Origin of the sequence: Rhodococcus gordoniae, assembly GCF_001646655.1 — a bacterium.
GTDB classification, from domain to species: Bacteria; Actinomycetota; Actinomycetes; order Mycobacteriales; family Mycobacteriaceae; genus Rhodococcus; species Rhodococcus gordoniae.
Genome location: NZ_LPZN01000014.1, coordinates 71224 through 91051, shown reverse-complemented (window position 1 = coordinate 91051; position 19828 = coordinate 71224). Strand labels below are relative to the sequence as shown.

19 protein-coding genes are annotated in these 19828 nt (G+C 66.8%); 11 read left to right on the top strand and 8 right to left on the bottom strand.

Annotated elements, in window-relative coordinates; genetic code table 11:
* Positions 1–81: 81 nt before the first annotated feature.
* Positions 82–1335, bottom strand: a complete 1254-nt coding sequence (locus tag A8G18_RS08210; RefSeq protein ID WP_016931882.1) for a cytochrome P450 — start codon at positions 1333–1335, stop codon at positions 82–84.
* Positions 1336–1516: 181 nt separating this feature from the next.
* Between A8G18_RS08210 and A8G18_RS08205 the strand changes: the two genes are divergently transcribed.
* From A8G18_RS08205 to A8G18_RS08195, 3 genes are all read left to right on the top strand, one after another.
* The gene (locus A8G18_RS08205; protein WP_064063466.1) at positions 1517–2680 is read left to right on the top strand and encodes a steroid 3-ketoacyl-CoA thiolase; all 1164 of its coding nucleotides are present in this window, start codon (positions 1517–1519) and stop codon (positions 2678–2680) included.
* 1 nt (position 2681) lies between these two features.
* On the top strand, positions 2682–3155 hold the full coding sequence (locus A8G18_RS08200; protein WP_064063465.1) for a nitroreductase family deazaflavin-dependent oxidoreductase: 474 nt from the start codon (positions 2682–2684) through the stop codon (positions 3153–3155).
* A gap of 94 nt (positions 3156–3249) precedes the next feature.
* Entirely contained in the window at positions 3250–3909 is a 660-nt protein-coding gene (locus tag A8G18_RS08195; RefSeq protein WP_016931879.1) for a GNAT family N-acetyltransferase, read from the top strand.
* Between the two features lie 63 nt (positions 3910–3972).
* On the opposite strand, the gene A8G18_RS08190 is transcribed toward A8G18_RS08195, so the two are convergent.
* Both A8G18_RS08190 and A8G18_RS08185 read right to left on the bottom strand, forming a co-directional pair.
* A complete protein-coding gene (locus tag A8G18_RS08190) occupies positions 3973–4887 on the bottom strand; it encodes an SDR family oxidoreductase (protein WP_026002790.1) in 915 nt (304 codons plus the stop codon).
* Entirely contained in the window at positions 4884–5660 is a 777-nt protein-coding gene (locus A8G18_RS08185; RefSeq protein WP_064063464.1) for an SDR family oxidoreductase, read from the bottom strand. Before A8G18_RS08185 ends, A8G18_RS08190 begins: the two co-directional genes overlap by 4 nt.
* A 194-nt stretch (positions 5661–5854) precedes the next feature.
* Between A8G18_RS08185 and A8G18_RS08180 the strand changes: the two genes are divergently transcribed.
* The 6 genes from A8G18_RS08180 to A8G18_RS08155 are packed head-to-tail and all read left to right on the top strand — an operon-like array spanning position 5855 to position 10833.
* Entirely contained in the window at positions 5855–6409 is a 555-nt protein-coding gene (locus A8G18_RS08180) for an FAS1-like dehydratase domain-containing protein (RefSeq protein WP_060653721.1), read from the top strand.
* A complete protein-coding gene (locus A8G18_RS08175) occupies positions 6406–6813 on the top strand; it encodes a Zn-ribbon domain-containing OB-fold protein (protein WP_016931875.1) in 408 nt (135 codons plus the stop codon). Before A8G18_RS08180 ends, A8G18_RS08175 begins: the two co-directional genes overlap by 4 nt.
* Positions 6810–7220: a hotdog family protein gene (locus A8G18_RS08170; RefSeq protein WP_064063463.1), complete on the top strand. Its 411-nt coding sequence runs from the start codon at positions 6810–6812 to the stop codon at positions 7218–7220. Before A8G18_RS08175 ends, A8G18_RS08170 begins: the two co-directional genes overlap by 4 nt.
* Complete coding sequence (locus A8G18_RS08165; RefSeq protein WP_016931873.1) at positions 7217–8401, top strand: lipid-transfer protein; 1185 nt, start codon at positions 7217–7219, stop codon at positions 8399–8401. The genes A8G18_RS08170 and A8G18_RS08165 overlap by 4 nt, the downstream gene beginning before the upstream one ends.
* A 40-nt stretch (positions 8402–8441) precedes the next feature.
* Positions 8442–9701: an acyl-CoA dehydrogenase family protein gene (locus A8G18_RS08160; RefSeq protein ID WP_064063462.1), complete on the top strand. Its 1260-nt coding sequence runs from the start codon at positions 8442–8444 to the stop codon at positions 9699–9701.
* 1 nt (position 9702) lies between these two features.
* The gene (locus tag A8G18_RS08155; RefSeq protein WP_016931871.1) at positions 9703–10833 is read left to right on the top strand and encodes an acyl-CoA dehydrogenase family protein; all 1131 of its coding nucleotides are present in this window, start codon (positions 9703–9705) and stop codon (positions 10831–10833) included.
* Between the two features lie 78 nt (positions 10834–10911).
* Here A8G18_RS08155 and A8G18_RS08150 read toward each other — a convergent pair whose 3' ends face one another.
* On the bottom strand, positions 10912–11517 hold the full coding sequence (locus A8G18_RS08150; protein ID WP_064063461.1) for a TetR/AcrR family transcriptional regulator: 606 nt from the start codon (positions 11515–11517) through the stop codon (positions 10912–10914).
* Between the two features lie 244 nt (positions 11518–11761).
* Between A8G18_RS08150 and A8G18_RS08145 the strand changes: the two genes are divergently transcribed.
* Positions 11762–12280 (top strand): flavin reductase family protein, encoded by a 519-nt coding sequence (locus A8G18_RS08145; RefSeq protein WP_016931869.1) that lies wholly within the window; start codon positions 11762–11764, stop codon positions 12278–12280.
* Between the two features lie 53 nt (positions 12281–12333).
* Here A8G18_RS08145 and A8G18_RS08140 read toward each other — a convergent pair whose 3' ends face one another.
* Positions 12334–13782 carry an MFS transporter gene (locus A8G18_RS08140; protein WP_064063460.1) on the bottom strand — a complete coding sequence of 483 codons (1449 nt, stop codon included), beginning with the start codon at positions 13780–13782 and terminating at the stop codon, positions 12334–12336.
* 131 nt (positions 13783–13913) lie between these two features.
* Here A8G18_RS08140 and A8G18_RS08135 point away from each other — a divergent pair, with 131 nt between their 5' ends.
* Positions 13914–14411: a MarR family winged helix-turn-helix transcriptional regulator gene (locus A8G18_RS08135; protein ID WP_064063496.1), complete on the top strand. Its 498-nt coding sequence runs from the start codon at positions 13914–13916 to the stop codon at positions 14409–14411.
* Between the two features lie 122 nt (positions 14412–14533).
* On the opposite strand, the gene A8G18_RS08130 is transcribed toward A8G18_RS08135, so the two are convergent.
* From A8G18_RS08130 to hsaA, 3 genes are all read right to left on the bottom strand, one after another.
* Positions 14534–16429: an ATP-binding protein gene (locus tag A8G18_RS08130; protein ID WP_245207801.1), complete on the bottom strand. Its 1896-nt coding sequence runs from the start codon at positions 16427–16429 to the stop codon at positions 14534–14536.
* Positions 16430–16990: 561 nt separating this feature from the next.
* The gene (locus tag A8G18_RS08125; RefSeq protein WP_064063458.1) at positions 16991–18457 is read right to left on the bottom strand and encodes an FAD-dependent oxidoreductase; all 1467 of its coding nucleotides are present in this window, start codon (positions 18455–18457) and stop codon (positions 16991–16993) included.
* A gap of 159 nt (positions 18458–18616) precedes the next feature.
* Positions 18617–19789, bottom strand: a complete 1173-nt coding sequence (gene hsaA / locus A8G18_RS08120) for a 3-hydroxy-9,10-secoandrosta-1,3,5(10)-triene-9,17-dione monooxygenase oxygenase subunit (protein WP_064063457.1) — start codon at positions 19787–19789, stop codon at positions 18617–18619.
* Positions 19790–19828: the final 39 nt, after the last annotated feature.

Sequence of the window (19828 nt, the reverse complement as noted above, 5' to 3'; positions counted from 1 at the left end):
CGACACGGGATGTGCGAGGTCCCCGGGCGCGCAGGGGCGGCCGGGGACCTCGATGTTCGGTTCGGTCGGTGTTCGGTTCGGTCAGTGCTGGACCGGGCACCCACCCGAGGTCTTGTAGTCGACCTGGAATTCCTTGATGCCGTTGAGCCAGCCCGACCGCAGACGGTGCGGGTCGCCGATCTTCGTGATGTCCGGGATGTGGTCGGCGATCGCGTTGAAGATCAGGTCGATCTCCATACGTGCGAGGTTCGCGCCCAGGCAGTAGTGCGCGCCCGTTCCACCGAATGCCAGGTGCGGGTTGGGATCACGAAGGATGTCGAACTCGCGGGGGTTGTCGAACACTTCTTCGTCGTTGTTGGCCGACGCGTACAGCATGACGACGCGATCGCCCTTCTTGATCGTCTGCCCGCCGAGTTCGGTGTCCTCGAGGGCGGTGCGCTGGAACGACGTGACCGGGGTGGCCCAGCGGATGATCTCGTCGGCGGCGGTCTTCGGCCGGTCGCGCTTGAAGATCTCCCACTGCTCCGGATTGTCGAGGAACGCCGCCATGCCGTGGGTGATCGCGTTGCGGGTGGTCTCGTTGCCGGCCACCGCGAGCACGATGAAGAAGAAGCCGAACTCCTCGGGAGCGAGTTCGTCGCCGTCGATGTCGGCCTCGATGAGGGTGGTGACGATGTCGTCGGCCGGGTTCTCCTTGCGGGCCGCGGCCATCTGGTAGGCGTACCCGAGGACTTCCATGGACGCTGCCGCCGGATCGGCGGTGTTGTCCGGATCGTCGTAGCCCGTCATCTGGTTGGACCACTCGAAGAGCTTGGCGCGATCCTCCTGAGGCACACCGATGAGGTCGGCGATGGCCTGCAGCGGCAGCTCGGCCGCGACCTGAGTGACGAAGTCGCCACGACCGGCCTGGCACGCCTCTCCCACGATGGCTCTCGCGCGACGATCGAGCTCGTCACGCAGGCCGTTGATCGCACGGGGGGTGAAACCGCGGGCGACGAGTTTGCGCAGCTTGGTGTGCTCGGGTGCGTCCTTGTTGAGCAGGACGTGGCGCTGCAACTCGATGGCTTCGCGCGGAATGTCGTCGTTGAACCGCGGAATCGCTGTGTTCTCCCAGTTGGAGAACACGTCGCTCCGGCGGGAGACCTCACGGACCTCCTCGTGCCGGGAGACAACCCAGAATCCGTCGTCGTGGAACCCACCGACGTCGGGAGACTTCTTGTTCCACCACACCGGCGCGGTCTTCCGCAGTTCCGCGAACTCTGCGAAAGGCATACGGTCTGCGTACAGATCGGGATCGGTGAAGTCGATGTCTTCGGGGATGTTCGGCTGCGCCACTGATATCTCTCCTGCCCTGGCGGGTACCGCTCGCGTGATATGTAACACGTTCTAAAACCATTCAAACACAGACGCGCCTTCCGACCAAGGGATCTGCACGTCCACTGGGAAAAGCCGGTCCTGTTGCCAGCCGGAAAAACGTGTTCTATTTTGCGAAGAGCGTAGGAGAAAGGAGCCCGCCGTGGGCACACCAGTCATCGTCGAGGCCGCACGGACCCCGATCGGCAAGCGGGGCGGATGGCTCGCGGGCCTGCACGCCGCCGAGATCCTGGGCGCCGTCCAGGCCGGGCTCGTCGAACGCGCCGGCATCGACGCCGAGCTCGTCGAACAGGTCATCGGTGGCTGCGTCACCCAGGCGGGCGCCCAGTCCAACAACATCACCCGCACCGCGTGGCTCAACGCGGGGCTTCCCTGGCAGGCCGGTGCCACCACCATCGACGCCCAGTGCGGATCGGCCCAGCAGGCCAACCACCTGATCGCCGGGCTCATCGCCACCGGCGCCATCGACGTGGGCATCGCGTGCGGCATCGAGGCAATGACCCAGGTCCCCCTCGGCGCCAACGTCGGCGATCAGGCCGGCCCCCGTCGCCCCGAGTCCTGGAACATCGACATGCCCAACCAGTTCGAGGCCGCCGAACGTATCGCGCGGCGCCGCGGCATCACCCGCGAGGACGTCGACGCGCTCGGAGTGCGGTCGCAGCAACTCGCCCGGCAGGCCTGGGACGAGGGCCGGTTCGACCGCGAGGTCCTGCCGGTCGTGGCCCCTGTCGTCGACAAGGAGGGCAACCGCACCGGCGAGAAGGCGACCGTCACCCGCGACCAGGGTCTGCGCGAGACGTCGACCGAGTCGCTGGCCAAGCTGAAGCCGGTGCTCGAGGGCGGCATCCACACGGCCGGCACCTCGTCGCAGATCTCCGACGGCGCGGCGGCCGTCCTGCTCATGGACTCCGACCGGGCGAAGGCGCTCGGGCTGAAGCCGCGCGCGCGGATCGTCGCGCAGGCTCTCGTCGGCGCCGAACCCGAGTTCCACCTCGACGGCCCCGTGCAGGCCACGGCGAAGGTTCTCGAGAAGGCAGGCATGAGCATCGGCGATCTCGACCTGTTCGAGGTCAACGAGGCGTTCGCGTCGGTGCTGCTGTCCTGGGCCCAGGTGCACGGACCCGACATGGACAAGGTCAACGTCAACGGCGGCGCCATCGCCCTCGGCCACCCGGTCGGCTCCACCGGTTCCCGGCTCATCACCACCGCACTGCACGAACTCGAGCGACGCGACGCGTCGACCGCACTGATCTCGATGTGCGCCGGTGGCGCTCTCGCGACGGGCACCATCATCGAACGGATCTGAGGTGGGTACCGGGGAGGCCCCGAAAGGACTGGGGTCCGGGGCCACGACGTCGATCATCAAGTGGGGATCGCGCGTGAACGTCGCCGTGTACCGGGCCACGGGTGGTCGCATCGGCGGCAGGTGGCGGGTCGGCAGTGCATTCCCCCGGGGCGTCCCCGTATGTCTGGTGACCACGATCGGACGGAAGAGCGGCCGGCCGCGCACCGCTCCTCTGCTGTTCCTCGAAGACGGCGACAAGGTGATCCTGGTCGCCTCCCAGGGAGGACTTCCCAAGCATCCCTTGTGGTTCCGCAACATCCAGGCGAACCCCGAGGTCACCGTGCAGATCAGGTCACGGATCCGGACGATGCGCGCTCGCGTGGCGAGCGATGCGGAGCGCACGGCGTACTGGCCGCGCCTCACCGCGATGTATCCGGATTTCGACAAGTACCAGTCGTGGACCGACCGCGTCATTCCCGTCGTCGTGTGCGAGTGAGCCGGATCACCCGGATCACGCGGTCGCCGCGAGCGGAACGTGCGGGAATACTGAATCCCGTACGCCCAGTTCTTCGACGAAGGGATGTCGCACGATGGCAACCACCGATCACGACAAGGTGCTCGACCGGCGCGAGATCGCAGCCGCGCTGCTCCGGGCGCTCGAACGACGCCACGAGGTGCTCGACGTGATCGTCGAGAGCAAGGATCGGGGCGACGCGGTCGCGAAGCTCGCATCACTGCTCGACACCGGCGAGTTCTGCGCGGAGGCCGTGCTCAATCTTCCGTTCCGCCGCCTGACGCAGGCGGAGCGGAAGAAGATCCGTGAGGAACTCGACGATCTCGATGCGGTACTGCAATGGACGACGGCGGCGCGTCCGTACGCGACCGGCGCGCATTTCCGGCTGCGTCCCATCTCCCACAGTGCGGCCGATACCGCATTGTTCACGGCGCGCTGCGCCGACCAGCTGGGTGACGACAGCGACGAGCGGGTCGAGTCCGAGCGACAGCGCGGCGCCGAGTTGATGGACGACGAGTCCGCGATGTGGCTTGTGGCCGAGGATCTTTCGGGCGACGAGCCGAAATCCGTCGGGTTCGCGTTCGGCGAGCTGACCGGAAACGAGGTCGACGTACGGATCTGGGTGCATCCGGAGTTCCGCAAGCAGGGCTACGGCACCGCCACGCTCAAGCAGGCGCGGTCCGAACTCGCCGCCTACTTCCCCGGCTCCACCCTCATCGTCCGCACACCGGCGTAGGCGGCTGCGCCACTCGTGCGCGTTTCCGGTAGCACGTGCTACCGGAAACGCGCACGGGGACCGTCAGGCCCCGTAGACCGGCGTCGGCGGCTGCGACGATGCGATCAGCTTCTCGACGACGGGTCCGAGTTCCTTCGGATCCCAACGATCGCCCTTGTCGATCGCCTCGCCGTGGCGCCAGCCGTCGGCCAGCGACACCTTGCCCCCTTCGGCCTCGAACACCCGGCCCGTCACGTCCTTCGATTCGGCGCTGCCGAGCCACACGACGAGCGGCGAGACGTTCTCGGGTGCCATCGCGTCGAAACCCTCCTCGGGCGCGGCCATCATCTCGGCCATCGCACCACCGGCGCCGACGGTCATCCGGGTACGCGCCGACGGAGCGATCGCGTTGACGGTCACCCCGTAACGGCCGAATTCGGCCGCGGCCTGAACCGTGAGCGTCGCGATGCCCGCCTTGGCCGCGGCGTAGTTGCCCTGACCGATGCTGCCCATCAGACCGGCGCCCGAACTGGTGTTGATGATGCGGGCGTCGACGGGATTGCCGGCCTTGGATTCGGCACGCCAGTAGGTCATCGCGTGACGCATCGGTGCGAAGTGGCCCTTGAGGTGCACGCGGATGACCGCGTCCCATTCTTCTTCGCTCATGTTGGCGAGCATGCGGTCGCGCAGGAAGCCGGCATTGTTGACGAGCACGTCGAGGCGGCCGAAATTGTCCAGGGCCGTCTTCACGAGGTTCTCGGCGCCCGCCCAGTCGGCGACGTCGTCGCCGTTGACGACGGCCTCGCCACCGGCCGCGCGGATCTCCTCGACGACCAGTTCACCGGGGCTCTCCCCCGTGGCCGATCCGTCGCCCCCGACACCGATGTCGTTGACCACGACCTTCGCGCCCTCTGCCGCGAAGGCGAGGGCGTGGGCGCGACCCAGGCCACGTCCGGCGCCGGTCACAATGACGACGCGCCCGTCCATCAGTCCACTCACTTCGTCTCCTTCGTTCGGGCCGCTGCCAGATAGGCAGGGCTTTCGCCGCCGCCGTGGACGGTCAGTGTGGATCCGCTGACGTAGGCCGACAGCGGGGAAGCCAGGAATGCGGCGCAGTGGCCGACGTCCTCGGGCTGAGCCAACCGTCCCAGCGGGACGGTCGCGCCGACCGCCGCGATGCCTTCGTCGTCTCCGTAGAACAGGTGCGACTGCTCGGTTTCGACCATGCCCACGACCACCGAGTTCACCCGCACCTTGGGGGCCCATTCGACGGCGAGCGACTGCCCGAGGCTGTCGACGCCCGCCTTGGCGGCGCCGTAGGCCGCGGTGCCGGGCGACGGCCGCGACCCGCTCACGCTCGAGATGTTGACGATCGATCCGCCCGTGTCCTGCTTCTGCATCACCGCGTTGGCGGCCTGCGCGACCAGCAGCGGAGACAGCAGGTTCAGCTCCACGATCTTGGCGTGGAACTTCGGACTCGCGTCGGCCGCCAGCGCATAGGGCGAGCCGCCGGCATTGTTCACCACTGCGTCGAGCCGGCCGTGGCGGTCGATGATGCCGTCGATCAAGGCTTTCACCTGATCAGCGTCCCGGACGTCGCACGGCAGGAATTCCGCGGTCCGCCCGTCCGTCTCGACGGGGTGTTCGGGTTCGTTACGTGCACATGTCACGACGGTCGCTCCGGCGCGGAGGAACACCTTGGTGATACCTGCGCCGACTCCCCGTATGCCTCCGGTGACGAGCACGACTGCGCCGTCGAGTCCCAGATCCATTCACTGCCTCCACGTCGTTCACCCCGCACGATGCGCGGGTTCCACGCCCACAACTTACCAAGCAATCGCTTGGTTCGGTACCGGCTTCCGGTGTCCGCCGTCACGCTCCTGCTCAGTGGGAATCGGGGGATCCCGCTTGTCGGCCCGCCTTAGCGTGACGACGAACGCGCGTGCCGAAGAGGAGTGAGTGGGCCATGCAGACCGTCGAGCAGGACTACGAGAAATACGTCGGGCAGGTGGCCGAACCGCCCCGTGTGGCCCGATACGTCGTCAACGACGCCATGATCCGGAACTGGGTCGAGGCCCACGACGACTTCAATCCGATCTACGTCGACGCCGAGGCCGCCCGCGAGACCGGGCGCGAGTCGATCGTCTGCCCGCCCGCGATGATCTCGACCTGGATCATGGCCGGTTACCGTCGCTGGCGCGAGGTCCAGCGCAAGCGCACCGAGGGCGTCGTGGAGGACTTCGCGTACTCCCGGATGCTCGCCGACCTGGACCGCGAGGGTTTCACCTCGGTCGTCGCGACGAACGTCGAGCAGGACTACCACCGCGAAATCGTCCCGGGCGACCACATCACCGCCCACTACACGATCGAATCCGTATCCGGAGTCAAGCGAACGGGTCTCGGCGACGGGCGATTCTTCACCCTGTACAAGCGCTACGAGGATCAGAACGGCGAACTCGTCGCCGAGGAACGATTCCGGATGCTCCGGTTCAACCCGAACACCGACAAGGAGACGCGATGACCGCCGTCCCCCGGCTCACCATCACCCAGGACAACCAGTTCTGGTTCGACGCCGTCCGTGAGGGCCGACTCGAGATCCAGCAGTGCAACGAGTGCGACACTCTGCGCCACCCGCCGGGCCCGGCCTGCCCCGCCTGCCGTTCGTTCGAATGGAAGACGGTCGAATCCTCGCGTCGCGGAACGCTCCACAGCTGGACCGTCATCCACCACCCCCAGGATCCGGCCTTCGAGTACCCGCTCGCCGTCGGACTGATCGACCTCGAGGAAGGCATCCGCATCGTCGCCGACATCGCCGGTGTCGACCACGACACGCTCGAGATCGGCATGGAACTCGAGGTGGGATTCTCCGAGCACGCGCACGGTGAGATCCTGCCCCAGCTGCGCAAGCCCGGAGGACAAGCATGAACCTCGCCGAATGCACTGTCGGACAGGAACTTCCCGAACTCGTCCTGCCGATCGATCGCACGACCATCGTGGCCACCGCGATCGCATCACAGGATTTCGAGGACGTGCACCACGATCCGGATGCCGCACTCGGACGCGGTACCCCGGACGTGTTCATGAGCATCAACGCCACCAACGGATTCGTCGACCGGTACGTCACCGACTGGACCGGACCGTCGGCGCGCGTACGCCGCGCGTCGCTGCGTCTGGGCGTGCCCTGTTTCCCCGGCGACCCCATGCACATGAACGGTGAGGTGACCGCCGTCGAGGGCGCGACCGTCACCCTGAAGGTGCAGGGCCGCAACAGCAGAGGCGTCCACGTCACCGCCGAGGTCGTGGTGGAGCCCTACGAGAGGAAGACACGATGACCGTCAAGGGCTTCTCCGGAGCCGCTGCTATCGCCGGCATCGGAGCCACGGAGTTCTCCAAGAATTCCGGCCGCAGTGAATGGCAACTCGCGTGCGAGTCGGTCCTCGCCGCTCTCGAGGACGCACAGATCGGTGTCGAAGAGGTCGACGGCTTCGCGCTGTTCACCATGGAGACCAACCCGGAGATCGCCGTCGCCCGCGCGCTCGGCATCCCCGAACTCAAGTTCTTCAGCCGCATCCCGCACGGCGGTGGCGGCGCCTGCGCACCCGTGCAGCAGGCTGCACTCGCCGTTTCCAGTGGTGTGGCCGATGTCGTGGTCGTCTATCGCGCGTTCAACGAGCGCTCGGGCCACCGTTTCGGTGCCGGTCCGCCGCCGTTCGCGTACAACTCGAACACCGACCAGGAATACCGGAACTGGATCAACCCGTACGGTCTGCTCACTCCCGCTCAGCAGGAAGCCTTCCTGGCACGCACCTACATGCACAAGTACGGGGCGACCAGTGCGGACTTCGGGCAGATCTCGGTGCTCTCGCGCAAGCACGCGGCGAACAACCCCAAGGCCTGGTTCTACGAGCGGCCCATCACCCTCGACGATCACCAGAACTCCCGGATGCTCGCCGACCCGCTGCGCCTGCTGGACTGCTGCCAGGAGAGCGACGGCGGCCAGGCACTGGTCATCGTGAGCGCCGAACGCGCCCGAGATCTTCCGCATCCTCCGGCGATCATCACCGCCGCGGCGCAGGGCGTCGGTCCTCAGCAGATCTCGATGAGCAGCTACTACCGCGAGGACATCGACGCGATGCCCGAGGTCGAACTCGTCGCCCGGCAGATGTGGGCACAGGCCGGCTTCGGTCCCGAAGGTATCGACGCCGCGATCCTGTACGACGCCTTCACCCCGATGGTGCTGCTCCAACTCGAGGAGTACGGCTTCTGCGGCCGCGGCGAGGCCAAGGACTTCATCGCCGAAGGCAACCTCGAGGTCGACGGTCGCCTGCCGATCAACACCCATGGCGGGCAGCTCGGCGAAGGCTACATCCACGGCGTGAACGGCATCGCCGAGGGTGTCCGGCTCATCCGCGGCACCTCCGTGAACCAGCCCACCAAGACTCTCGACAACGTGCTGGTCACGGGCGGATCGCCGGTGCCGCACAGCGCGCTAGTCCTCTCGGCCGACCGTTAAGCCCGTAACCCCGGGCCCCGAACACTTCTCAGGAGACCATATGCATCCCGAGCTGTCCGACAAGTCACGGCGGCTGCGCACCGAACTGCGAGAGTACTTCGCCCGCATCATCGACGATGAGGATCGGCGTGCCCTGGTCGACCAGACCGAGGGCGGGCCGGTCTTCGACAAGATCTACCGGCAGATGGGCGCCGACGGCTGGCTCGGCCTGGGATGGCCGGAAGAGTACGGCGGACGCGGCGAGGACCCCGAAGCGCTCTACGTCTTCTACGACGAGACGATCCGCGCCGGCGCACCGGTATCGCTGGTGACGCTCAACACCGTCGCCCCCGCACTGATGAAGTACGGCACCCAGGAACAGAAGGATTTCTTCCTCCCCAAGATCCTGACCGGTGAACTGAAGTTCGCGATCGGCTACACCGAGCCCGGCGCCGGCACCGACCTCGCCGCACTCCAGACGCGGGCGCGCGTCGAGGGCGACGAACTCGTCATCGACGGCAACAAGCTGTACACGAGTTCCGCGATCTTCGCCGACTGGGTCTGGCTGGCCGTGCGTACCGATCCGGACGCTCCCCGCCACAAGGGCATTTCGGTCGTGCTCGTGCCGACCTCCTCGCCGGGCTTCTCGGCCACCGAGATCCAGACCGTCGGTGGTATCAGCACGGCGGTGACCTACTACGAGAACATCCGCGTCCCGCTGAGCAATGTGGTCGGTGAGCTGAATCAAGGCTGGACCCTGATCACCAGTCAGCTCAACCACGAGCGTGTGGCACTCGCCGCCCGCGGCGGCATCGCCAACGAGATGTACGACGAGGTCCTCGCGTGGGCCAAGCAGGAACCTTTCGGTCCCGGTGTGCTGTTCGACGTGCCGTGGGTCCGCTCGACCCTCGCCGAGGTCTACGCACTGCTGTCGGCGACCGATCTCGTCAACCTGCGCCTGGTGTCCGACATCGCCGCCAACACCCTCAGCGGTGGTGATTCCGCTGCCGCGAAGGTCTTCGGCACCGAAGGTGTCGTCGCGGCCTACGGCATGTTGCAGGAAGTGCTCGGAGCCCGCGGACTGCTGCGCCCCGGCAGCCCCGGTGCGGTGATCGAGGGCCGGGTCGAAGCTCTGGGCCGACGCGCCCAGAACAACACCTTCGGCGGCGGCAGCAACGAGGTGATGCGCGAGATCGTGGCCGCGAAGAACCTCGGAATGACCCTGGGCGCGCGCAGGCGTCCCGATGCAGCGGCCACCCGCTCGCAATCCGACAGGACGGCCCAGGCGGACGTGAAGACGCCGGCCGAGACGAGGAGCTGACATGGAATTCGAGCTCGATGACGACCTGATCGCGGTCGAGGACCTGGCATCGCAGGTCTTCGGTTCCCTGGCCAAGGTCGAGCGTGTGGTCGAGGTGGAGCGCAAGGAGGGCGGCTTCGACGCTCCCCTGTGGCAGGCACTCGCCGACTCCGGGCTTCTGGGACTGGCTCTTCCCGAATCCTCGGGTGGCGCCGGCATGGGCATGCTCGGACTGACGACGATCCTGCAGCAGCAGGGCCGGCGCGTCGCCCCCGTCCCCGTGTGGTCCACCGTGGCGGGCGCGGCTCTTCCGCTCGCGCAGTTCGGCACGGAAACGCAGGTGGGGCGTTACCTTCCGGGACTCGTCGACGGTTCCGTCGTACTGACCGGCGCCTTCGACGACACTCCCGGGGCGAGCCCCACCGTGACCGCGATCCGCAAGGGTGACGACCTCGTCATCAGCGGACAGATCCCGTCGGTTCCGTGGGCACCCATCATCGCCGGCGTCGTCGTACCCGTTCGGTGCGACGACGATTCGGTCGCCGTGGTGATCGCACCGGTGGATGCGCCCGGCGTCGAGGCCGTCCCGGCGGCCGTGACCGGCCGCGGCGCCGAGGCAGCCGTGCAGTTCACGGACGTACACATCGGAGCCGAGGATGTCCTGCCCGGCGACGGTGCGGAGATCGCGGCCTGGACGCGGCGCCGCATCCGCATCGCTCTGGCTGCCGTTCAGCTGGGGGTATGCGAGGAAACGCTTCGGGCCACGGCGGTGTACACCTCGGAGCGCGTGCAGTTCGGCCGGCCGTTGTCGACGAATCAGGCCGTTGCGTTGCGCGCGGCCGATGCCTACCTCGACACCGAAGCGATCCGGCTCACGATGCGCCGGGCCGCATGGCTGCTCGACGTCGGGCGCGAGGACGAAGCCGAGTCCGCGGCGCTCGTCGCCAAGTGGTGGGCATCGCGCGGTGGTGTGCGAGTCGGCCTGACCGGCCAGCACCTGCACGGCGGTATCGGCGCCGACATCGACTACCCCATCCACCGCTACTTCCTGTGGGGACGGCAGTTGGCGTTCACCTTCGGCGGAGCGGAAGCTACCGCAGCGGCCCTCGGGGACGCCCTCGACACCGCACCCCCGATCGGGGCGGCCGGGTAGCCGGCCGGTCGTGATCACGCGAGTCCCGTTCCCCGCACGACGGTGGAACGGGACTCGTGTCGTTTCCGGAGCCCTTCCCTAATCCCCCAGATGGGCGAGCAGCAGCTCGCAACTGCTTCGCACATCCGCCTCGGTCTCCGCGAGAGTCGCTCCGCCGTTGAGATATGTCACCAGCAGCCCGGACCACAACATCGACAACAGTCGCAGCGTGTTGCGATCCTCGTCGGTGGGGTCGTCGAGTCCCGCCTTGTCGAACAGGATCCGGAGGAACGTCCGCCGCACTTCCACGGAGTCGGGCACCACGTTCGCCGGCGCGGTGCTGTTGGACAACAGCATCGCGGACGCCAGGCGGGGCCGGTCGACGAACCGCCGGGTCATCTCGATCAGCACCTCGGTGATCGCATCCCGGGCGTTCATCCCCGGTGTCCGCGCGGGAAGCCGATCCGCGCCGAGTTCGAGGCGATCGAGGAGCAACGCCACGAACAGATGCGTCTTCGATGGGAAATACCTGTACAGTGTGCCGATCGCCACCCCGGCGTTCCGTGCGATCTCCGTCATCTGGACGCGAGCGAGTTCGTGCTCGGAGCCCAGCCGTGCCGCGGCCTCCAGGATCCGCACCTGCCGTCGCCGCTGCTCGGCGGAGGTCGGCTCCGCCCCGTCGCGCGCCTTGCCGATTCTGGGCACCGGTTCCCCTCTCCACGATCACGGCCCGTCGTTTCCGCACCGCATCACCGGCCAGATTGTCGCATTGCGGATCCTTCGCGGTCCCGAACGGTGGGATGGAAGGGCCCAGACGTCCCGTGCACACGGCGCGGCGACCGGATGTCCACTCAGCGAGAAGCCGTTCCGGGGTGTCGCGCGTCACCCATACGCTCGATTCGTAGGACGTCGCCGGAGGCCGCGACCAGAGCGAATCGGAGTGAGGCACATGCAGACCGGAATTCAGACCCAGGACGCGACGTTCGAACTCGGCGTTCCCGGCCCGGACGAGATGCGACGTGCCATGGGACGTTTCGCCAGCGGAGTCACCGTCGTGACCGGTCTCGACGAGGACGGCCCCACCGGTTTCGCGTGCCAGTCGTTCGCGTCGGTCTCGCTCGAGCCGCCCCTCGTGCTGTTCTGCGCCGACCACCGTGGGCGCGCATGGCCGCGGTTGCGCCGTACCGGCTGGTTCACCGTCAACGTCCTCGGCGAGAACCAGACCGATCTGTGCGCTCGCTTCGGGTCCGGCCGCGGCCTCAAGTTCGACGGTCTCGACTGGGATCTGTCCCGCTGGGGCACTCCGTCGCTGCCCGGCGTTCTCATGCGGGTGCACGCCTCGGTCGAGGATGTGCACGTGGCAGGTGACCACGATGTCGTCATCGGACGTGTCGCCGAACTGGAGTGCGTCGGCGACCAGAGTCCGATGGTGTTCTACCGCGGGGCGTTCGGGCTCGACGCGCGGTAACTCCGCCGATACTTCCTCCGTCCGCCGCTACCGGCGGGCGGAGGAAGTCGTCGTCACACCCTCACGGAGGACGTCGCGTCGGCGTCGACCTTCGCGAGACGGGCCCGGCGCGACTGCGGAACGGCGACGGTGAGGACGGCCGCGAGAAGCGCGACGCCTGCGCCCGTCAGCAGGACGACCCGGAAGCCGGACTCCGTGGGAATGGTATGACCGGCGAACGGCACGCTCATCTGCGCGAGGACGACACCGATGACGGCGGAAGCGGAGGACGTGCCGACCGACCGCATGAGACTGTTCACGCTGTTGGCGGATGCCGTCTCCGTGGCAGGGACCTCCCCCATGATCAGGGCGGGCATCGCACCGTATGCGAACCCGACTCCCGTGCTGCAGATCGCGGCGACGACCGCCAGGCCCAGGACCGATCCCATCAACAGCAGCCCCGCCATGTACCCCAGAGCGATGATCAGGCAGCCCACCAGCAGCGTGGTCTTCGGACCGCGGTGAGCCGAGAGCTTTCCTCCGATGGGAGAGACCGCCATCATCATCAGACCACCCGGTGCCATGCACAGACCCATCATGATCATGGACTGGCCCAGTCCGTGACCGGTCTCTTCCGGCAGCTGCAGGATCTGCGGGAGAATCAGCGACTGGGCGTACATCGCGAAACCCACCACGATCGAAGCACTGTTGGTGAGCAGCACGGGCCGGCGGGCGGTGACGCGCAGATCCACCAACGGATCGCGGACCCGCAGCTCCCACCATCCCCACACCACGAGCAGCAGGACGGCAGCGGCGAGGAAACCGATCGTGAGGGTGCTCGACCAGCCCCAGTCGGCGCCCTTGGAGATCGCCAGCAACAGACAGACGAGGGCCGCACTCAGACCGACCGCTCCCACCGCGTCGAAGCGTCCGCCGGACTGCAGGACGGGAACATCGCGGAGAACCCACCACAACGCGCCCAGCGCCACCACACCGAGCACCGCCACGCCCCAGAACAGGAACCGCCAATGCACGTACTGTGCAACGGCGGCAGATGCAGGCAGTCCGAGAGCGCCGCCGACGCCCATGGACGCACTCATCAGGGCCACGGCCGAATGCAGACGGTCGTACGGCAGTACGTCCCGAAGGAGGCTGATTCCCAACGGGATCAGACCTACGCCGATTCCCTGCAGACCGCGACCGATCACCATCGGCACGAGTGTGGACGAGAGCGCACACACGATCGAACCGGCGATCACCGGCACGAGGCAGACGAGCATCATGCGGCGTTTGCCGTACATGTCGCCCAGTCGTCCGGTGACCGGAGTCGCCACGGCACCGGCGAGCAAGGTCACGGTGATCACCCATGACGCGTTCGCGGCAGAGGTGTTCACCATGGTCGGCAGGTCCACGATCAAGGGCACGACCAGGGTCTGCATGAGCGCCGCGATGATGCCGGTGAAGGCGAGGACACCGACGAGAGCCCCGGAACGGACCGGGGTATTTTCGGATATGTCTGTCATAGAACTCCTGAAAGAAAAGAAATATGCATGATGCATATTCGACGCATCATGCATTCGATGTGTACAGTACATACTGATGACGCCGCAACGTGGCGACCTACTCGGGTGACGTTCTTCACGAAAGACTTTCGATGACCAAGCCGACCCACTTGATCGAGTTCGAAGCGATGCTGCTCGGCCGGCACCTGGCGAACATCAACAGCCGCAAACGCGGCAGGCATTCGCTCGACCGCAGCGCCTATACGGTTCTCAGCCGCATCAGCATGCAGGGCCCGATGTCGATCGGCCAACTCAGCGACGCACTCGATCTGGACAGTTCGACACTCAACCGGCAGACCTCGGCGATGACCGCCGCCGGGCTGGTCGAACGTATCCCCGACCCGGACGGCGGGATGGCCCGCAAATTCCGGATCACCTCCTCGGGCGAGGAGAAGCTCGCCGCCGAGCGCGCCCACGGAGTCGCCGCGCTCGAGCGCGTGCTGACCGACTGGTCCGAGGACGAGGTCGCCACCTTCGCACGGTGGCTCGAACGCTTCAACAACGACATCGAACGCTTGACGGGGCATCCGTGGCCCCGGCCCGCCGGGTCCGCAGTGCATCTTCCCGACGGGTCCGTCGGGGGGATGTGAGCCGGGGGTACCGCGCGAGCACGGTGCGGTGGCCGGCCGAGACCACCGGCAGACCGGAACACCTGCGGTACGAGTGATGCCACCGCCGTCGAGACGGCGGTGGCATCACTTCCGGTCACACGTCAACCACGATGCTTTCCGTGGGCAATACCTCCGGCGGGCGTCGTCGACGGCACCAAGGACGGAAGTTCCTCGGTCCTGAGCCGGCGGGGGCGTTCCGTCATCACGGTGGGCTGGACCGTGTGCACCTCGCTGAGGAGGGTGGCCGGGAAGTAGACCGACGCCGTGACACCGGCGTTCGTCTCGGTGTCGAAGGTCGGCCTCAGACGCACGCTCATGCCGTTGCGGGCCGCCAGACGCCCGATCACGAACAATCCCAGTTGACGCGGGGCGTCGACATCGGCATTCTCACCCGCCGCGAGACGGATATTGATCTCCTCCATGGCATCTCGGGGAATACCGATTCCGCGATCGGCGATATCGAGAAGCAGGCCACCCTCCACGGCGGAGGAGAACTCGAACCTGACGGGAGTGGTGGGCGGGGAAGCCCGCAGCGCGTTGTCGACGAGTTCGGCCACCAGATGCACCACGTCGTTCACCGCCTTACCGACGAGATATCCGTGCGGGGTGTTCCCGATCTGCACCCGCTGGTAGTTCTCCACCTGGGACACCGCACCGCGGAGCACGTCGCCGAGCGGTGCGGGCCCGCTGCGAGTACGCGGGCGCGTGCCCGCGAGAACCAACAGGGATTCGCCGGTACGCCGCATGCGCGTCGCCAGATGATCGAGAGCGAACATGCTCTGCAACCGGGCGGGATCCTTCTCCTCGTATTCGAGAGATTCGATCAGCGAGAGTTGCTGTTCGACGAGGGTCTTGTTGCGGCGTGCCAGCGTCTCGAGCATCACGTTCACCTGTTTCCTCAGGTGGGCCTGCTCGCCGGCGAGACGCAGCGCCTGCGTGTTCATCGAATCCACCGCTCGGGAGAGTTCGCCGATCTCCTCGTCCGTATCGGTGCCGACGGGAGCGAGACGGACGGTGTCGATGTCGGCCCCGTCCTTGACCGCCGCGATGGCGGCGGGAAGCTCGGTGTTCGCCGCTGCGAGAGTGTTGTCTCGCAGACGTCCCAGGGGCACCGACAGGGAACGGATGACTGCTATCGCGAGGAGCAGGGCGAGTACGAGTGCTGCCGTGACGAGGAGCGCGTCGCGGGTGGCCGCGGTACGTGTCTCGTCCGCCAGTTCTTCGAGCGTCCCGATGATGCGCGCGCTGGCGCTGTCGATCCCCTCCGCATAAGGCTGGGACGCCGAAATCATGGCGTTGCGGAGGTCTTCCCCGAATTGCCTGCTCGGCGTGAAGTTCTCGATCAGCCTACGGCGCGCTTCGATATCGCCGAGCATCCCGTCGATCTGCCCGGTATCGAGCCCCGATCCCCGAAGGAGTCGCAGCGTCGACTCCTCGGTGTTCATGGCATTGGTCGCCAGGAGCCGGGCGGCCTCGGGATTGGTGGACAGCAGCCGGAAGGACTCCATCTGGTCGAGGAGGTTGAGCTGCGCGTCCCACATCAGGAGCAGGTTCGTGGCGTCGACGAGAGCATCGTGGTTCTCGAACAGGTCGAACAGGTCCCGGAAGAGATTCTTGCACCGCACCAGGAAGTCGGTGGTCCGGCGACCGAGCTCGTCGACGCCGAGGGAGGAGTTCATGACCGCGGCGTAGAGCTGGTCGCCGTCGGCGAGTAGCCCATCGAGTTCTACGGCGACATCGGAGTTGAGATCGGTTCCTGCGGCGAGTTCCCTCAGAGTGGCCACGGACTGCGTCACATCGTCCGAGGTTGCGTTCTTGGGGGTGAATCCGAGGCTCGTGGCGGTAGCGACGCTGACCAGAGCGGTGGAGAAGTCGAGCAGTGCCGGGGCGACAACGGTCTGTTCGGACAATGCGGCCGACCGCTGCGCTTCGTCGAGCTGAGTCGTGACGCGTACGGCACCGAGAGCGACAGCGACGACGAGGGGAATCGACAGCACGGCCGCGAGTCTGTATTTGAGACGCCAGCGGCCGATCTGCAGGGCACGTATTCGGCTCGGATCCACTTCTCGGATCTCCCTTTCACGATGAAGAGAACGTGCTTTTCGGACATAAGTTACATCTTTCCGAAATGTTCTACACCAGATCCTCGTTCGGGTACATATTTCGTCCCGGGCACGGAGACGAATTCCGTGCCGGTCGGCCTCGCCCGAGGGCCGGCCCCCGACAACCGTGCCCAGTCCTGCGTTCGTTCATCGATGCCCCCCCCTTGTTCGCGGCGTCGAACATACACAATGCGTGCAGAGGACGGTGAGGAGGTCCGCCCTTTCCGTGTACGGCGACAACGCTCCTCGCGTGTTCGAATACCCGATCAGGCCGCGCACCCGGCACCGAGGTCCGGTCGCCGGCCGCCGGCGCGAATTGCAGAGCCGGCGCACGGCAGGGGTCGCGAATCCGACATCGCCCCGCGGCACGCTCGCACGACACGAGATGCGGAGCCCTCCCGGACCCGGATCCGGAACGCCCCGCTCATCGCGTCCGAGGGGACATTCCGGTGCCACTCACTTCGCCGCCGCACGCATTCCCGCGCGCCGGCCGAAGAAGCTACCGTCACCGAGGGAGATGCCGCTGCAGTAGCCCCACGCCGAGAGGCCGGATGTACAACGGCCCGCCGCATACAGACCGGGAATCGGATCTCCGTCCACATGAAGAACTTCCGAGTCCACCGAGGTCTGCAGTCCCCCCAGGGTGAAACCTCCGGTCATGCCGCGCAGATCGATCGCGGCGATCGGCGATCGGAGGGGCCGCACCCACTCCGCCTTCTTTCCGAGGACCGGATCCGCCCCCGATTCGGCGTGCCGATTGTAGAGCTCCACCGTCGAGACGAGAGTTCCTGCGGGAAGACCCATTTCGGACTCGAGTTCCGACACCGTCCCACACACCCAGGTCGGCTGGTGACGGAGTTGCGGACTCGACGTCGGTGTGGCCATTCCTTCCTCGTAGGCCTGTTCGTCGATGACCAGGAACGCCTGATTGTCGTTCTGGTACATGGTGAGCTGGCCGATCCGCCCGGGATAGGTGTCCTCGGTGACGTAGCGCTGCCCCCGGCCGTTGACCAGGATGCCTCGCGCGATCAGTTGCGGGTCGCAGAAGAACGCGACCTCACAGGCGTCCATATGCGCCAGTCGCGCTCCGAGTGCCTGAGCCATCGCGATTCCACGACCGTCGTGCTCCTCCACGGTCGCGGCAGGCCGCTTGTACAACCGCGGGGCGTGCGCCTGCATCATCTCGTCGTTGTAGGCGAACGACCCGGTGGCGAGGACGACACCGCCACGCGCACGTACCGTGAGCGGAGCACCGAACCTCGTGGCGACGATCCCTACGACGCGTCCGGTCTCGTCGACGACGAGACGCTGGACCCGGACATCGGATTCGACACGCACGCCGAGATCGGCGGCCTTCGCGATCAGGGTGGTCATGAGCACGTGACCGGCAGCCTGATCACCGTTGCGCGGCATCGGCACCTGAGCGAGATGCCCACGGGGAGCGGGGTCGACGAGTGTGGCGAACGGCGCGGCGTTCTCACCACCGCTGTACATGAGCGAGTCGTCCACGGGGCACTCCCACCCGGGCTGGGACCAGAAGCTCTCCTTGTAGGGCACGCCGCATGCTTCGAGCCACTCGAAGTGGTCGACGCTGCCCTGGCAGTAGACGTCGAGTTTGTCCTCGTCCACACCCGGACCGAGGGCCGCGGCGAGGAAGGTCTTCATCTGCTCGGGGGTGTCGTCGAATCCGCACGCCTTCTGCAGTCGTGTGCCACCGCCGAGGTAGACGATGCCGCCCGACAGCGCCGCCGCTCCCCCACCGCCGCCGGTACGTTCGAGCACCAGTACGTCGGCGCCACTCTCGGCCGCACCGATCGCCGCGGAGACACCGGCGATACCGAAACCGGCGACCACGACGTCGGCTTCGAGATCCCAGCGTTCGATCTCGCCGGCGGGGACAGGGCGAACCGGAGAAGTGCTCATGGAAGGTCCTTCCGAAAACGGAGAGCGGCACACGATCCCGCAGAGGGTGGAGTGATCCCCTCGGACCGTAGAGGCCGTTCCCCCTCGGCGGTGAAGAATTCCCGGTGGTCGGGAGAACGGGCGGAAACACTCGCGGCGTCCCCACCGGGAGCGCGGAGATCAGATGAGATTGTCCTCGACCGGCAACCCGAATGCGTCCCGTCCGTACAAGGCATAGGCCCGCTCGGGTTCGTTCGCGACGTGGACGCTTCCGGCATGTGCGTCGCGCCAGGCACGTTCGATGACACCGCCGAGGAACAACGACGTCCCCCCGGCCGTCTTGAACAACAGGTCGATCGCCTCGACCGCTCGCTCGGTGGCCCGCACCTGATCCCGCCGGGTACGCAAGCGCAATTGCAGCGGGATCTCCGCGCCCGCCCGCGCCAGCTTCCACAGCTCACGCATATTACGGTCGAGCTGGAGCGTCGCCGCGTCGATATCCGATGCTGCCCGTCCCACGGCGACCTGCGCGAACGGATCGTCCACGAAACGTCCCCCGCCCAGACTCAACCGCACCCGCTCGCGCATCGCCGACAGATACTCGTCGTAACATCCGGCGACCACTCCCACGATGGGCACGGCGACGGCGGTGGTGAACATGGCGGCGAACGGAAGCCGATAGAGCGGACCGGTGTTGACCTTCTGGCCCGGCCCTCGCAGCTGCGAGGTCTCGTAGTTGCTCTTCACCCGGTAGTCGGGGACGAACACGTCGTCGACGACGATCTCGTTGCTGCTCGTCCCTCGCAATCCCACGACGTTCCACACGTCGCGAATCACGTAGTCGCACTTCGGAACGAGGACGGTGACGACATCGACGGGCTGCCCCTCCGATCCGACGATCACCGCACCGAGCAGCGCCCACGAGGCGAACCCGCAGCCGGAGGAGAACATCCACGTTCCGGACAGGCGGTAACCACCACCGTCGACGGGGACGAGTCTTCCGACCGGGGCGTACGCCGAGGAGATGAGCACGGAATCGTCCTCACCCCACACGTCGCGTTGCGCCCGGTCGTCGAACAGAGCGAGATGCCAGGGATGGACACCGACGATGGAGGCGATCCATCCCGTCGAGCCGCAGACCTCCGAAATCGTCCGCACCACTTCGTAGAACCGCGCGGGTTCGGCCTCCGATCCGCCGTACCGGCGGGGTTGCAACATGCGGAACACTCCGGCCGAGACGAGATCGCGGATGGTCTCGTCGGGAATGCGGCCGAACTGGTCGACACGTGCGGCCCGATCGGCGATCCCCGGGGTCGATTCCCGGACCGCGTCCAGAACGTCGTCGGCGGTCATCGGACTCCTCGTGTCGTGTGTGCGCTTCCCCCGCAGCAT

Bases quoted from the DNA above. Each gene is read 5' to 3' on its own strand.
- A8G18_RS08145 (WP_016931869.1), top strand. From the start codon at position 11,762: ATGCAGACCGGAATTCAGACCCAGGACGCGACGTTCGAACTCGGCGTT.
- A8G18_RS08165 (WP_016931873.1), top strand. From the start codon at position 7,217: ATGACCGTCAAGGGCTTCTCCGGAGCCGCTGCTATCGCCGGCATCGGA.
- A8G18_RS08155 (WP_016931871.1), top strand. From the start codon at position 9,703: ATGGAATTCGAGCTCGATGACGACCTGATCGCGGTCGAGGACCTGGCA.
- A8G18_RS08185 (WP_064063464.1), bottom strand. From the start codon at position 5,660: ATGGATCTGGGACTCGACGGCGCAGTCGTGCTCGTCACCGGAGGCATA.
- A8G18_RS08135 (WP_064063496.1), top strand. From the start codon at position 13,914: ATGACCAAGCCGACCCACTTGATCGAGTTCGAAGCGATGCTGCTCGGC.
- A8G18_RS08180 (WP_060653721.1), top strand. From the start codon at position 5,855: ATGCAGACCGTCGAGCAGGACTACGAGAAATACGTCGGGCAGGTGGCC.
- A8G18_RS08175 (WP_016931875.1), top strand. From the start codon at position 6,406: ATGACCGCCGTCCCCCGGCTCACCATCACCCAGGACAACCAGTTCTGG.
- A8G18_RS08140 (WP_064063460.1), bottom strand. From the start codon at position 13,782: ATGACAGACATATCCGAAAATACCCCGGTCCGTTCCGGGGCTCTCGTC.
- A8G18_RS08170 (WP_064063463.1), top strand. From the start codon at position 6,810: ATGAACCTCGCCGAATGCACTGTCGGACAGGAACTTCCCGAACTCGTC.
- A8G18_RS08125 (WP_064063458.1), bottom strand. From the start codon at position 18,457: ATGAGCACTTCTCCGGTTCGCCCTGTCCCCGCCGGCGAGATCGAACGC.
- hsaA (WP_064063457.1), bottom strand. From the start codon at position 19,789: ATGACCGCCGACGACGTTCTGGACGCGGTCCGGGAATCGACCCCGGGG.
- A8G18_RS08160 (WP_064063462.1), top strand. From the start codon at position 8,442: ATGCATCCCGAGCTGTCCGACAAGTCACGGCGGCTGCGCACCGAACTG.
- A8G18_RS08195 (WP_016931879.1), top strand. From the start codon at position 3,250: ATGGCAACCACCGATCACGACAAGGTGCTCGACCGGCGCGAGATCGCA.